The organism is Flavobacterium piscisymbiosum, assembly GCF_020905295.1.
Classification (GTDB): Bacteria; Bacteroidota; Bacteroidia; order Flavobacteriales; family Flavobacteriaceae; genus Flavobacterium; species Flavobacterium piscisymbiosum.
In genome coordinates this window covers 6196807-6212207 of record NZ_JAJJMM010000001.1, presented here as the reverse complement: position 1 = coordinate 6212207, position 15401 = coordinate 6196807, and the positions used below count along the sequence as shown (strand labels likewise).

General features: G+C 32.7%; 9 protein-coding genes. 6 read left to right on the top strand and 3 right to left on the bottom strand.

Annotated features, from left to right (window positions below; translation table 11 throughout):
* Nucleotides 1–50: 50 nt before the first annotated feature.
* The gene (locus tag LNP81_RS26015; RefSeq protein WP_230040432.1) at nucleotides 51–2441 is read right to left on the bottom strand and encodes a mechanosensitive ion channel family protein; all 2391 of its coding nucleotides are present in this window, start codon (nucleotides 2439–2441) and stop codon (nucleotides 51–53) included.
* Nucleotides 2442–2991: 550 nt separating this feature from the next.
* On the opposite strand from LNP81_RS26015, the gene LNP81_RS26010 reads away from it, so the two are divergent.
* The gene (locus tag LNP81_RS26010; RefSeq protein ID WP_230040431.1) at nucleotides 2992–4593 is read left to right on the top strand and encodes a Na+/H+ antiporter; all 1602 of its coding nucleotides are present in this window, start codon (nucleotides 2992–2994) and stop codon (nucleotides 4591–4593) included.
* Between the two features lie 20 nt (nucleotides 4594–4613).
* Here LNP81_RS26010 and LNP81_RS26005 read toward each other — a convergent pair whose 3' ends face one another.
* Nucleotides 4614–5837, bottom strand: a complete 1224-nt coding sequence (locus LNP81_RS26005; RefSeq protein ID WP_230040430.1) for an McrC family protein — start codon at nucleotides 5835–5837, stop codon at nucleotides 4614–4616.
* Nucleotides 5838–5839: 2 nt separating this feature from the next.
* On the bottom strand, nucleotides 5840–8275 hold the full coding sequence (locus LNP81_RS26000) for an McrB family protein (protein ID WP_230040429.1): 2436 nt from the start codon (nucleotides 8273–8275) through the stop codon (nucleotides 5840–5842).
* Between the two features lie 280 nt (nucleotides 8276–8555).
* Between LNP81_RS26000 and LNP81_RS25995 the strand changes: the two genes are divergently transcribed.
* The 5 genes from LNP81_RS25995 (at nucleotide 8556) to LNP81_RS25975 (ending at nucleotide 15377) form a co-directional block, all read left to right on the top strand.
* A complete protein-coding gene (locus tag LNP81_RS25995) occupies nucleotides 8556–8696 on the top strand; it encodes a hypothetical protein (RefSeq protein WP_230040428.1) in 141 nt (46 codons plus the stop codon).
* 208 nt (nucleotides 8697–8904) lie between these two features.
* Nucleotides 8905–10467 (top strand): type I restriction-modification system subunit M, encoded by a 1563-nt coding sequence (locus LNP81_RS25990; RefSeq protein ID WP_230040427.1) that lies wholly within the window; start codon nucleotides 8905–8907, stop codon nucleotides 10465–10467.
* Nucleotides 10467–11717 (top strand): restriction endonuclease subunit S, encoded by a 1251-nt coding sequence (locus LNP81_RS25985; RefSeq protein ID WP_230040425.1) that lies wholly within the window; start codon nucleotides 10467–10469, stop codon nucleotides 11715–11717. Before LNP81_RS25990 ends, LNP81_RS25985 begins: the two co-directional genes overlap by 1 nt.
* A 225-nt stretch (nucleotides 11718–11942) precedes the next feature.
* Nucleotides 11943–12494: a transposase gene (locus LNP81_RS25980; RefSeq protein ID WP_230040424.1), complete on the top strand. Its 552-nt coding sequence runs from the start codon at nucleotides 11943–11945 to the stop codon at nucleotides 12492–12494.
* Nucleotides 12495–12497: 3 nt separating this feature from the next.
* The gene (locus tag LNP81_RS25975) at nucleotides 12498–15377 is read left to right on the top strand and encodes a type I restriction endonuclease subunit R (RefSeq protein ID WP_230040423.1); all 2880 of its coding nucleotides are present in this window, start codon (nucleotides 12498–12500) and stop codon (nucleotides 15375–15377) included.
* Nucleotides 15378–15401: the final 24 nt, after the last annotated feature.

Sequence of the window (15401 nt, the reverse complement as noted above, 5' to 3'; positions counted from 1 at the left end):
TCCGCCAAAAATTGATTTGACGGATTTTAAGATATAATCTAAATTATTTTTTATGTTGATAAGGTCAAACCTTTAGCTTTAAAATTACTAAAAAGAACCTGACGTGCACTGCTAATGGTTTCTTCGGTACGGTAAATACTGCACCAGAATTTTATTTGCAGTTTGAATTTTCCATCGGCAATAGCAGTGTAATAAATCTGCGGAGGTTTAGTATTATTGACTAAATCCATGCTTTCAAGAGATTCTAATATTAAGGCATTAATATCTTCCGGCATAACATCTCCGCTAATTTCTGCAGCGATTTCTACCAGTTTATAATTATCAGTGTACGTCCAGTTGGTAATGTTTTGCGATAATAAATTACCATTTGGTATAATGATTTCAGCACCGTTTGCCGAGTTGATTTTGGTGGTACGCAATCCCATCGATTTTACACGACCAGATTCAGAAGCAATATTGATTACGTCTCCAATTTGTATCGGTTTATCAAAAATCAAAATAATACCCGAAACGAAATTGTTTACCACACTCTGAAGTCCAAGTCCCACACCAACTCCCAAAGCTCCTAATAAAATACTTAGTTTATCCAATGGCATTCCGGATGCGGCAACGGCCAAAAGGTAACCACAAATTAATACCAACAATCTTGTGATCAGTAATTTAGAATGTTGTTTTTTATTGATGTTTTCTTCGTTTTCATCATCAACTTCACCAAAGAAATATGCCACATAATTCTGTAGTAAATGGGCCATCCAGATAATGATAAAAAACAACACGATGTTTCCTAACGTAAAAGTGATACTCCCGATGGTATTAGGATGATTTAATAATGAATTTAAACCCGTACGCAGCGATTCCCAAATGTTTAAATTGGCTGCGATTACCACAACCCACATATAAGTGATTACGATGATGAAAGGTTTTTTGAGTGTTTCAGACAAGCTTTCGTAATCAAAAATCTTTTCGATACCGCGTTTTACACGGGTAGTATAAATTTGTAAAAGGATAATTTCTAAAATTATTTTCAAAAGAACGCTTAATGCAACAATTTGCGTAAGCGATATAAAAGCAGTTATGCTTAACATATTGGCCAGCGAAACTCTTCCGAAGAGATTATTAAGGATCGCCAGAACATTCAGACCAATAAAAATGATCGTCGCCCATTTAAAAAATCCTTTGTAGTAAAGCTGATCTTTCAGGGTTTTTATCTGAACAAATCCATAACGAACACCCAAAATATTGATGATAATAAAAGCGCAGCGTTGTATAAAACCAACGGCAATAAATAAGTCAAGGAAACACAATACAAAAAATAAAACTAAAAGAAGCAGCCAATTGCGCATCGCCACTTTTGACCAATTGTCTTTGAAAAGAATTGTGATAAGTCCCAAAAGACCAAGCTGAATGAGCTCTATAAACATCGCCGGAGCATATAAATTACTCACCACCGCAATGTTAAGACCCACTACAGCAACAGGAACGATAATACCGCGATTTAAATATTTAAAATTAAACTCTGATAAATGTTCATCATGGCCGTTATTTTTAAGGTATTTTAAATTGCGTAAAATGTACCAGCCCAATAATCCCATTAGCAAAACCAAAAAGATTAAGGCGCCAGCTTTATAACTCAAATAGTACGAAGCCACATTCTCTTCGATGATTATTTTAGCCTTGATATTTTTTCCGACAATTTTTTTAGCTGTAGAATCGCTGGTACTCCATAAAACAGGATATTCTTTTTTGAGCATGCTTATTCCGGATTGTTCCAGTTTGCTCTCTACCGTAATTAAAGCATTCGAAACCGCAATTTTTCTTTCTACAGTTAGTCTTTTATTCGTATTTAAAATGCCCTGATTTTTGGTCATTAAACTGTCCGTACTCAGGTACCTGCTTTTTAGGTTGGCAAATTCTTTTTTAAATTGTTTGCGTTTAACGGTGTCTGTCAAAAGCCCCATCAGGGTTTTGTCCTTGCGCAACTCGATTACCCTGCCTTTGATTTTTTCAAGCGCCAGATTTCGGGAATTAATTGCTGTGTTTTGTTCGTCCAGTTCCTGTTCGATTTCTTTCAGGACAATACGATACATTTGCTGGTTGCGCACATTAGGATTAGCACCTTTTAAACTCGCCAGAATAAGGTCGAGTTTGCCTTGCGTTCTTTTAATTTCGCCAAATAAATGATGACTGTTACCGTCAAACTCAGTGTCATTATGAGCAGATTCTAAAACCTCACCCGCTTTTTCGATCGCCATCAAATAATCGCTGTCGGTAGCACTTTCCTCAAAAAGTTTAGATTTGGTTGGGGTTTTAGGCGGAGTAGTATCAGCTTTAGCCGGTGCGGTTTCAGTTGTAACGGCCTTGGTTTGAGAATAGGTTAACGGCGCGTAAAAAAAGACGGCTATTAAGGTCAGTAAACCAATAAAATTTCTTTTCTGAATCATAATGTAAGGCAATGAATTTAAGGGTCAAATGTAATTTTTTTTAGGGTATTTATGATGGAAAGTATGATAAAATTTGGTTAAAAGAGGATTTGCGGGTTGGAGTTTAATTGTGTTGTGTTTAATTTTTTTGTCACTCCCGATAGCTATCGGGATAAAGGATTATTAGGATTTTTTTGAAAGATGGAAATTTTAAAAATAACGATGTTACCAACTTTGTCAAAGTTCTCAAAAGGAGTATTTTTAGGTTACTGCATTTTATCTCAGCATTGTATTTTTTTTTAATCAGTTGCTACAATTTTTAAACACACAGAAACATAGCTTTAGAGGGCGAATATAAAAGTCGTTTCACTTCAACATGAATTCACATAGTAAGCTGTCAGAAATCATTGGTTTTGATATAGGTTATAGCTATGTGAGAAAATCAGGATTTTTAAAATCATCTTTAATAAAGTTTTAATCTATGTTTCTATGTGTTTAAAAAAATTAATGCAAAGATTTAAAAATATTATATTCGTACTCTAAATACCAGAATTACCAAAACAATCAGAAAATGGAAAATATTACCGTAATTATCATGTTACTTTTCGGGGTTGCATTCCTAAGCCTTATCAGTAAAAAATACAATTTCCCCATTCCGATTGTGCTGGTGCTTTGCGGAGTCATTATTAGCGTCATTCCGGGACTTCCGGTCATTGCTTTAAGTCCCGAAGTGGTGTTTATTGTCTTCTTGCCGCCGCTTTTGTATCACGCGGCGTGGTACACCAGTTGGTCAGATTTTAAACAAACAATCCGACCAATTACTTTGGCGGCCGTAGGTTTGGTACTTTTTACTACTGTTGCCGTGGCTGTTGCGGCACATATGCTAATAGATGATATCTCCTGGCCGTTAGCTTTTTTATTGGGTGCGATCGTTTCGCCTCCTGATGCGGTTTCGGCTACTTCTATTACAAAAGGTTTGGGTTTGCATCCGAGGTTAATTGCGATTCTTGAAGGTGAAAGTCTGGTGAATGATGCCAGTGGTCTGGTCGCTTACAAATATGCTTTGACTGCTATTACTGCCGGAAATTTTGTCCTCTGGCAAGCCGGACTGAACTTTGTGATCATGTCGGTTTTAGGAATCGCCATTGGATTGGGCGTAGGATATATCATGAGTTTTATTCATAAAAAGTTTGTCTGCGATGAGGTGATCGAAGCGACATTAACTTTACTAACGCCTTTTGCTTCGTACTTAATTGCAGAACATTTTGAAGCTTCGGGAGTTTTGGCCGTAGTGGCAACCGGACTTTTTCTTTCGGCAAGATCAGGAACGATTTTCACGCACGAAAGCCGAATCATGACGGGAACAATCTGGAGTGTTCTAACCAATATTCTAAACGGATTGATCTTTATCTTAATCGGATTGCAGTTGCGACAAATTATCGAAGGAATCGGGGATTACTCTGGTTGGTCTTTGTTTATTTGGGGCGCTTCGGTAAGTATTGTCGTGATTTTGGTGCGTTTTTTATGGGTGATTCCGGCGACTTTGCTGCCAAGATATATCAGTAAAAAAATCCGTTTGCAGGAGGAATTCGATTTCAGGAACATGATTGTTTTTGGCTGGTCCGGAATGCGTGGGGTGGTGTCGATGGCTGCGGCTTTAGCGCTTCCGCTAATGATGAACGAAACGGAGGCATTCCCATTACGAAACCTCATCATTTATCTGGTATTTTGTGTGATTCTTTCGACTTTGGTCATTCAGGGATTGACACTTCCTTGGCTGATTAAAAAACTAAAAATCGAAAAGTATTCCATAATCGCCGAAGAATATGAGATAAGAAACATCATCGTTTCGCAAACCATTACCCATATCGAAGATAATTTCTCGTTACTCAACGATGACTTGCTCCACAACATCAAAAGCAAATACGAGGTAAAATTCAACCGCCTCCAAAAAACTGAACTCCCAGCCAATTTCTTCGGGAAAGGAAATATAATGGGCGGCGAGATCTTCAACGATTTCACCAAACTTCAAATCGATCTTTTGAATGTGGAACGCAACAAACTAGAATCGATGCACAAATCCGGTTCTGTCAATGAAGAGATTTTCAGGAAGATTGAGAAGGAACTGGATTTGGAGGAGACGAGGTTGTGGATGGAGATGTATGAGGAGTAGTAAGGGGATTGATAAATTCATTATGACTTAATAAACCAATCTATTATACAATCTCCGATATTTTTATTTAATGTTGTACCATCTTTATCAAAAATAGAGATTTTTCCTAGTGCACATTGATGCTGATTTTGTCTTGAACTATTTTTTTCAAAATGTTTAAATTCAGGTGCTTCTGTTTCATTGGATGGATATAAAAGCATGGCTTTTGTTGAAAACCAATAATCATTATACACATACATTTGGCGCAAATCATGTGTTGAAGGATTGTTATAGGAAATGTTTTTCCATTTTGTATCTATAATGAATTTATCGAATCCATTATCTAAAACAATATCAGGCCGTATTGAAATACCATTCCAAAATTGATTTGATTGCTGACCATACACAGTTATCTCTCTAGTAGATTGTCTTAATCTAGCCAATATGTATTGTTCCCATAAAGAATTCATATCGAACAGCAAAGCCAACATATTTTCTGAACCACTTGAAATATTTGGCGCAAAATTTAAAATAATGAATTTTGAAATTGTCAATGCAGTTTCATAAGGAGCAGTTTTTCTAGTTTTAGGAATTTTAGAAAATGTAGCTTCAGTGACTGACATGTTTTTTACTTCAGGAAAATCTAGTTGTACTGTTTTACATTTGGAATATAAATAATTTCCTTTAGTACATTTTTCTACAATATCTAAAGCTTTAAATAGAATTTGATGAACAAGATGATCTTTTTCATAAACTTGGTGAGTGGTGTAGAATCTTTCTTTATGTACCAGATTTTTACTGATATGTCCTGCAAATTCAAGTTTACCTTTTAATGCTTTAACATTATTAGTTTCTTTATAATACTGTTTTATTAATCCATGATGAATTAATAATTGGACTTCATTTAAAAACCACTCAAAATAAAGATCCAACAAATGAATATTTTGTCTGTTTACATTTGCCTGATCTACTTTTTGTACTTTCAATTTTTTGGTAACGCGAAGCATTTCTATTAGAGCTTTTTGCCATAATGCTTCATCACCATTGTGATTATCTATTTTAGGTAAAATTTCAATTGTTAGTCCGGCTACTTGAATAACACCTACAAATTGTTTGAGTTTTATTCCATTATGCCGTAAATCAAAATATTTGTAATTATGTAATGCGTTTAGTTTAGAAAGAGCCACAAAATGACGCTGCTCGAACTTCCTTTTTATAGGAAGAAAAGCGTGTTCAAAAACTTGTATGGTATTTTCTTTGAGCATTTTTAAGCTAATAATGTTTCTATTGCAATTTTAAAATCAATCTCGTCAAAAGGAATTATTTCATATGATTTAATTATATCAACTTCATTTTTAGTATCAAAATCAGCAAATAGGGAAGCATTATTGTTTTTCGAAATTTCTTTTTCTCTTACAAATCCTCTTCCTAAAATTAAACCTATTTTTCCACAATCATTATAGAAATATTCTTGTAGTAAAGGGATAATCTCATCTTTAAAAGAATTCGTAAAATCTTCTTTGATAAAATATGAATGCCCTAAAGTGTAATTACGATCCAACAACAATTCTATTCGTTGATTAATTTTTTTCATTATTTGGACTCTATCATAATCAGTAAAATTTTTCCCTGAGACGACTTCTAAATCAGGCATCATTTCAACAAAACAAAAACGTCTTCTTAGAGCAGTATCTAAAGCTTCTACGCTTCTGTCGGCAGTATTCATTGTTCCTATTATGTAAAGATTAGAAGGAACTCCAAACTCGCTTTTAGAATAAGGTAATTTTATTTTAAGTTCGTTTTTCGCACCGAGTCTCTTATCTTCTTCAATTAGAGTAATTAATTCCCCAAAAATTGCAGAAACATTTCCCCTGTTAATTTCGTCAATAAAAATGGCATAATTATTATTTGGATTAGCTTCAGCTTTTAAGCAAATTTTTTTAAATATTCCATCCTTGATTTCGAAATTTAATTCTGTTTCTCCATCTTCTAATTTAGGTTTTATTCCTTCTATAAAATCTTCATAACTAAAGGATTGATGAAATGTAACTAAATCATAGTTTTTTAATACGATATCTTCATTTCCTGTGAAGTTTTGAATATAATCTAAAATTTCAAAAGCTTTTGGATAATATTGTTTTAATAATTCACTATCAATAGTCCAATTTGATTTCTCATCTTTACTGAAGTATAGTGGTTCTGATCTGTCTTTTATTTTTACGTTTACATTTTTACAGTCTAAAGTAGTATGTCTTTGTAATTGTTCCCAAATTGTACTTGTTACTGTTCTTGAATTAGATAATTTTTCTTTTACTTTGACTAATTCATGATCGTATATATCATTTACTTTTGCGCTTTCTAAATCATAGACGACAACACTAATGATTTGCCACCAATTCATTTCTGAAGCAAAAAATTCAAGAAATTGTTCTCTAGATAATGATGGTTTCTTAAGAGTGAATTTATCAAAAAACTCATTTTTAAGTCTGTGAGTTTTTCCTGTGCCAGGTGGACCATATAAAATCTGATTTAAGTTATTGTTGGTCATATTATTGATAGTATTTTTATTTTCTACTGTGTTATTATTTGGTGATGTTAAGGAATCTATAAGATCAAAAGTATCGGTATAAACCTCTTTAATTTTTCGAATTGTATTATCTGTAGCTAAATTAAATCCTGTCCAATCACCTAATGCATTATTTAATTTTCTTTGCGACTTATTAATCCAAACAATTTTAATTGCTTTGTCATCATCATATCCATCTTCTAAATATTCATTATCTATAATAACGCCTATACCAGCCATATTTTTAGTTCCTCTTCTAACTAAAACTACGTCACCATCAAAGACTTTTTCTAGGGGATATTCACCACCTCTTGTTTTATGTTCACCTGAACTACCTGCACGAACTGCATTATTTCGAATAAAATCATCGTAATAATCTTTTTTATTTTGGCCATCTACCATAGTGCTTACCTGACAGAAGCCTTTTTTTAGAGGAATTTGTTTTCCATTTCCTGTAAATTGACTTAAAAATAGATTAATCTCATAAGGGTAACATTCTGGAAATGTTTTCTTATAGAAATTGAGGAATTCTTGATATTTAGGTAGACCTAATTTTTTTATTTCTTTAGTTGGATTAATTGAATTTGTTAATATTCCTGTAGTTCTCTCATCAATGGGCAGAAACTTTTTGGCATTTATAAGAAAAAGTGTTTGCGTAAATTTTACCACTCCTACGTTTACTATCGACAAAACATCTTTAAAATTGTTTTCGTCAAGATTTTTATCATTTACAACATCTGAAAATAAATCCCAAAGAATATCAACGGAAAAAGTATTGCCATTACTGTCAGCGTATTTTCCTTTGTTATAAAATAAACTTTTTGTTTGCGGTGTAGGTGTCGGAAAGTACCAATCCGTTGGTAGTTTAGTTTCTAGTTCAAAAACGTCAATACAAGATTGAAACACACTTTTTTTTTGATTGGTGGTGTTTCTTTGAGCTAATGTATAAATAAATGAAAACGGATCTATTTCAGAATATGTATAAATTGCATGTCCTTCACCAAACACATTTTTTGCCTTTTCTTTTAGATCATGGTTTCTATTTTTCCTGTTTTGACCGATTAAGTCAAGTGCTGTACTAATTGATTTAAAAAAATCAACCCAGTCATATAAAATTACATTTTTAAATTCTTTCATAATTATAATTAAAAAAAATGAGATCAATTAATCTATAAAACCTCCATTTTTAAGATTTTCTAATATCATTCCTGAAAAAGGTTGTTTTATCTATTATTTAGACAAACATACTGAAACGATTTAAAATTAAAGTATGGAAAACCGTAATGAATTAAATGTTTTTTATATAATTCTTCCAATTATGGTTTTCCATAAATAAAATTTGATTTTAATAATGTTATTTGTTATTAAGATAAGTGATAGTCACCCAATCTTAATATAACAATTAAAACAAAATAGTATGGAGACAATTGAAGCTATTAAGCCAGGTCCAAAACCAAAAAAAGAGGATGGAACACTTGACGAAAGAAGACGTGTTACACCAGAAAAAAAGGAAGATTATCCGCCTTTAAAAGAACATGATCATAAGAAAAATGATTAAAAGATTTGGTTGAAAAAAAAAGAGGCGGTTTATACGGCCTCTTTTGTGTTAAAATAGTCGAGATGTAAATTATTTTATAGCGAGATCCAAAAAAGTTCTCTTTATTTTTCCCTGAAAAAAGCAGTTAATTATGGCTTTCCTCTTTACACTTCGGTATATATTCAATACTTTAGCACTCATAATTATAATGTAAAAAAATACTTGCTTAATGGCAGCCGAACAAAAACAAAAATTAGAACAACAACTCTGGAATATCGCTAACACCCTTCGTGGGAAAATGGATGCAGATGATTTTAGAGATTATATATTAGGTTTCATTTTCTACAAATACTTGAGTACAAAAATGGATTTGTATGCTAATGAAGTATTGAAACCAGACGGTTTGACTTTTCAGGAAATCGAAGGACATGCTGAGGAAGCTTTATTAAAGCAGGAATTAAAATCATTGGCGATTGATAAACTTGGTTTTTTCTTAGAACCATCTGAATTGTTTTCTGAAATAGCAAGAAGAGGAAATGCAGGAGGAAAAAACAATTTTATTCTCGGTGATTTAGCAAAAGTACTTACGCACATTGAGCAAAGTACAATGGGCTCTGAAAGTGAAGAAGATTTTGGAAACTTATTTTCTGACTTGGATTTAACTTCTCATAAATTAGGAAAATCTGAATCAGATAAAAATGAATTAATTGTAAAAGTGCTTGTGCATTTGGATGAAATAGATTTTGATTTAGAAAATGTAGATAGCGATGTTCTTGGTGATGCCTATGAATATTTAATTGGAAAATTTGCAAGTGGAGCTGGAAAAAAGGCAGGCGAATTTTATACGCCACAGCAAGTCAGCAGTATTTTGGCACAATTGGTAACAGTTGGCAAAGACAAACTTAAAAGTGTTTATGACCCAACTTGTGGTTCTGGTTCGTTATTATTACGTGTTGCCAAAGAAGTAAAAACTGTAAATGCTTTTTACGGACAAGAAATGAATCCTACGACGTACAACTTATGTCGTATGAACATGATTATGCACGATGTGCATTACAAACGTTTTGATATTAAAAATGAAGATACTTTAGAACGCCCGCAACATTACGATATGCGTTTTGAAGCTATTGTTGCTAATCCTCCTTTTTCTGCCAATTGGAGCGCGAGTCCTTTATTTATGAATGACGAACGTTTCTCTGCTTACGGAAAACTAGCCCCGAGCAGCAAAGCCGATTTTGCTTTTGTACAACATATGGTTCACCAGCTGGATGATAACGGAACGATGGCGGTTGTTTTACCACACGGTGTTTTGTTTCGTGGCGGTGCCGAAGGACACATACGTGAGTATTTAATAAAAGAGAAAAATTACTTAGACGCTGTAATTGGTTTACCTGCCAATATCTTTTACGGAACCAGTATACCAACATGTATTTTGGTTTTAAAGAAAAAAAGAACTGATGCAGGAAATATTTTATTTATAGATGCCAGCCAACATTACGAAAAAATAAAAACCCAAAGCGTATTGCGTAATCAGGATATTGACAAAATTATAAATACCTATAAAAACCGCATCACAGAAGAAAAATACAGCCATCTCGTAAAGACGCAATTTATTGCGTCTCAAGATTACAATTTAAACATTCCTCGTTATGTAAATACTTTTGAAGAAGAAGATACAATAGATCTAAAAGCAATAACAACTGAATTGCGAGAATTAGCAATACTTGAAAAGACAACAGATGAAACAATTGCTGACTTTTGTGCTGAATTAGGAATTGAAAGACCATTCTAATGAGTACAGCAACTTTACAGAGTGAAAAGAAAAAAACTTTGGTACCGAAATTACGATTTCAGGGGTTTGCTAGAAATGGCAAAATATATATAAAACATTTTTTCAAAGATATTTTTCTTTTTTCAACAGGTAAAAATATTAAGCAAAGTGAAGCTTCGCCTGAATTTGAAATTCCTTGTGTTAGATATGGTGAATTATATCATATGTACAATGAAGTAATTTATAAAATCATCAATAAAACTAATTTGCATAGATCAGAATTGCTTTTTAGTAAGGGAGATGAAATATTACTTCCATCCGCAGGTGAAGACCCATTAGATATTGGCTCAGCTTCTGCATTAACTGTTGCAAATGTAGCAATTGGTAGAACGATAAACGTTTTAAGACCTGTTAATGAAAATGTTTACTCACAAGTTTATGTTTCGTATTATATTAATGAAAAATTAAGAAAGAAAATATCCAAGCTAGCTAAAGGTTCAAGTATAAGCAATGTTTATAATTCAGATCTAAAAACATTAGAAATTACACTTCCAACTCTCCCAGAACAACAAAAAATAGCTTCTTTTTTAAATGCTGTCGATGAAAAAATACAACAACTTTCTCGCAAAAAGGAATTATTAGAACAATACAAAAAAGGCGTAATGCAACAATTGTTTTCTGGTAAATTACGGTTTAAAGATGAGAATGGGGAGGATTATCCAGATTGGGAGAAAGTAAATGGAAATGTTCTTTTCGAAAGTATTTCTAATAAAAATCATAATTCAGATTTACCAATACTTGCTATTACTCAAGATCAAGGAGCAGTTCCTAGAGATTTAATTGAATATAAAGTTTCTGTAACTGATAAAAGTATTGATAGTTATAAAGTGGTTGAAATTGGAGATTTTGTAATAAGTTTAAGATCTTTTCAAGGAGGAATAGAATATTCAAATTATAAAGGAATATGTAGTCCTGCTTATATTATATTAAGACCAACTTCTGAGAAAGTAAATAAGTCTTTTTACAAAACTTATTTTAAAACAAGTTCTTATATAAAAGAATTGCAGAAAAATCTAGAAGGGATTAGAGATGGGAAAATGATTAGTTTTAAATATTTTTCAGAAATTAAATTGCCACTTCCATCTTTTGAAGAACAACAAAAAATAGCCAATTTTTTATCAAGTATCGATGATAAAATAGAAAGCACCAATAAACAAATTACCCAAACACAAACGTTCAAAAAAGGGTTGTTGCAGCAAATGTTTGTGTAGAGACGCGATTTATCGCGTCTAAACCATAGAATGATATGGATTGTGTTGAGACGCGATAAATCGCGTCTGTACGGATAATTGGAATCGATACGCGTGACGCACGTAGAGATGCGATTTATCGCGTCTAACACAACGGATTTCAAATATTGGAATTTCCAAATTGGATTGATTCACAGTGCGTGAGACACGATAAATCGTGTTTGTACTGAAAAATGAAAATGAAAAATGATAAAATTTCAAAATAAATATCGCATTCCATCTGCACGATTGCAAAATTGGGATTATGGTGCAAATGGTGCTTATTTTATCACAATATGCACAGATAAAATGCAGCATTATTTTGGGGAGATTTTTGAATGCGAAATGCAATTAAATGAATTGGGGAAATTAGCTCAGGAATTATGGAAAGAGATTACAAATCAATTTTCGTATGTCGAATTGGGTAATTTTGTGATTATGCCCAATCATGTACATGGGATATTAATCATAAATAAATCCGCAACGGTAGAGACGCGATTCATCGCGTCTCCAAACAACGAAGAGAAAAAGGGAGGAGTGACAGGCGATAAAAACCCAATGCTCAGTGAAAATATATCGCGTATTATTCGATGGTACAAAGGAAGATGTAGTTTTGAAATGCGTAAAATACATGCTGATTTTAGTTGGCATTCCAGATTTCATGATCATATTATCAAAGATTCTACATCGTTTGAAAATATTCAAAATTATATAGAGAATAATCCTTCCAAATGGGAAGAAGATAAATTTTATAAATAAAAAATGGGACATCAATCTGAAGCTGTATTAGAAAACAACTTAATCAAGCAATTGGTTGGCTTGGATTATACGCCCATTAAAATACAGGATGGAGATGCTTTGGTTTCCAACCTAAAAAATCAACTTGAAGTTTTTAACCAAACTACTTTTACTCTAAAAGAGTTTGATGCTATTTTGAATCATTTAGCAAAAGGTAATGTTTTTGAGAAAGCCAAAACACTAAGAGATTATTATAATTTAACCAAAGAAGATGGCACTTCGTTTTATGTTCGTTTTTTTAATACCGAAGATAATAGTCAAAATTTATTTCAGGTAACCAATCAAATAAGTCTTGAAGGAAGTTACAAGAATCGTTTTGATGTAACGCTTTTGGTAAACGGTTTGCCTTTAGTACAAATAGAACTCAAACGTTCTGGTATCGAAATCAAAGAAGCGTTTAACCAAATCAATCGCTACCAAATGCATTCTTTTTGGAGCAATCATGGTTTGTTTCAATATGTACAATTATTTGTAATAAGCAACGGTGTTAATACCAAATATTTAGCCAACAACAAATTGCAGTCGGTTAAGCAAACCTTCTTTTGGGCAGATGCTAATAATAAAAATATTAAAGAGTTACCTGATTTTGCAGATGCTTTTCTGAACCCAAATCACTTGGGTAAAATGATCTCGCATTATATTGTAATAAATGAGACACATAAGGTAATGATGATATTGCGACCTTATCAATATTTTGCAACAGAAGCGATTATTCATCAGGTTAAAAACTCCAATAATAACGCTTACATCTGGCACACTACAGGTTCAGGTAAAACCCTGACTTCGTTTAAAGCGAGTCAAATATTGATGGAATTGCCTGAGGTGTACAAAGTAGTTTTTGTAGTCGACAGAAAAGATTTGGATTATCAAACTATGAACGAATTCAACGCTTTCAAAAAAGATAGTGTTGATGTTACCGATAATACGCAATCCCTAATCAGACAATTAACAGATAATACTAAGTTGGTTTTAACAACTATTCAGAAATTAAATAATGCAGTTTCAGAACGTTTTAAAGGAAATATTGAGCCTTTGCGACATAAAAAAAACGTTTTTATTTTTGATGAATGCCATCGTTCTCAGTTTGGAGAAACGCATGAACGCATTACAAAATTCTTTGAGAAAAGCCAATTAATAGGTTTTACAGGAACGCCTATATTTGCAGAAAACGCTTCTAAAAATGATTTAGGAAAACGAACCACCAAAGATTTGTTTGGAAACTGTTTGCATAAATATGTAATTACAGATGCTATTCGCGATCAAAACGTGTTGCGTTTTGGAATTGAATATGTGGGGAAATACAAAAACAAGAGCAATACTTTTATTGATATTGAGGTAGAAGATATTGATAAACAAGAAGTATTAAATTCTAAAAAGAGAATCAACAAAATTGTTGACTATATTATTGCCTATCACAATCAAAAAACATTTAATAAAGATTATTCTGCTTTGCTTGCAGTAAGTAGTATTGATAATGTTATTCAGTATTATGATCTTTTTCAGCAAAAGAAAGAAGCCGGAGAACACGATTTGCGTATTGCGACTATTTTTACTTATGGTACAAATGAAGATTCAGACGAGGCACAAGATTTTCTTCCTTCTGATGAAGTAGATTTTGATGTTTTGGCAGAACCAAGAACTCTTTATGAATCCAGGCATACCAGAGATAAACTTGAAAAATACATTGGACATTATAATGCAATGTATGGTACCAGTTTTACAAATAAAGATAGTTCATCATTCGAAAAATATTTCCAAAACATTAGTAAACGATTAAAAAATCGTGAAAAGGAAAATTTCAATAACGAAGCTGATCGTTTGGATATTGTCATTGTTGTAAATATGATGTTGACTGGTTTTGATGCTAAAAAAGTAAATACACTTTATGTAGATAAAAACCTGAAACAACACGGATTAATACAAGCTTATTCAAGGACAAATAGAATTTTAGGAGAACAGAAGTCTCAAGGAAATATTTTAGCCTTCAGAAACCTTAAAAAAGCAACTGATGATGCAATTACTTTGTTTTCGAATAAAGAGGCGATAGAAGTTGTTACAATGCCCGATTACGAAAAGATAGCGGCAAAGTTTGATGAAGCATTAAAACTTTTAAGAGAAATAACACCAACCTATCAAAGTGTAGATGATCTAGAAAGCGAAGAAGACGAGGCGAAATTTGTGCAAGCTTTCAGAAAATTAATGCGAGCGATGAATGTATTACAATCCTACACTGATTTTAACTGGGATGATTTACCAATTGATGAGCAGGAATTTGAAGACTACAAAAGCAAATATCTAGACTTGTACGAAAAAGTAAAACAAGACAATCAAAAACAAAAATCCTCTATACTTGAAGATATTGATTTTGAATTAGAATTAATCCATAGAGATCAAATAAATGTGGCTTATATTTTGAAATTATTAGCACAATTAAAAGGAGCTAAAACTCCTACTACAGCGGCTGCTCAAAGAAAAGTTATTATTGATTTATTGGGCGGTGATATTCAATTGAGAAGTAAAAGAGAATTGATCCAAAAATTCATCGATGAGAATATGCCCCACATTAAAGATGGCGATTCGATCGAAGATGAGTTTGAAAAATTCTGGCAAGATCAAAAAGTATTAGCATTAGGAAAATTGTGTGAAGAAGAACATCTGGACAAAGCCCAATTCAAAGCACTGATTGATGCTTATATTTATAGCGGTAGAGAACCAATAAAAGACGAAGTTTTTCAATGTTTAGACAATAGACCAAGTATTCTTCAGGCAAGGGTTATTGGCGATCGAATTATTGCAAGAATGAAGGAGTTCGTAGAGGTTTTTGTAAACGGAATGATGGCTTAGTAGTTGTTCGGGATTTCCGAATAA

Coding starts and splice junctions, on each gene's coding strand:
- LNP81_RS26005 (WP_230040430.1), bottom strand. CDS start 5,837: ATGCTCAAAGAAAATACCATACAAGTTTTTGAACACGCTTTTCTTCCT.
- LNP81_RS25990 (WP_230040427.1), top strand. CDS start 8,905: ATGGCAGCCGAACAAAAACAAAAATTAGAACAACAACTCTGGAATATC.
- LNP81_RS26010 (WP_230040431.1), top strand. CDS start 2,992: ATGGAAAATATTACCGTAATTATCATGTTACTTTTCGGGGTTGCATTC.
- LNP81_RS25985 (WP_230040425.1), top strand. CDS start 10,467: ATGAGTACAGCAACTTTACAGAGTGAAAAGAAAAAAACTTTGGTACCG.
- LNP81_RS25975 (WP_230040423.1), top strand. CDS start 12,498: ATGGGACATCAATCTGAAGCTGTATTAGAAAACAACTTAATCAAGCAA.
- LNP81_RS25995 (WP_230040428.1), top strand. CDS start 8,556: ATGGAGACAATTGAAGCTATTAAGCCAGGTCCAAAACCAAAAAAAGAG.
- LNP81_RS26015 (WP_230040432.1), bottom strand. CDS start 2,441: ATGATTCAGAAAAGAAATTTTATTGGTTTACTGACCTTAATAGCCGTC.
- LNP81_RS25980 (WP_230040424.1), top strand. CDS start 11,943: ATGATAAAATTTCAAAATAAATATCGCATTCCATCTGCACGATTGCAA.
- LNP81_RS26000 (WP_230040429.1), bottom strand. CDS start 8,275: ATGAAAGAATTTAAAAATGTAATTTTATATGACTGGGTTGATTTTTTT.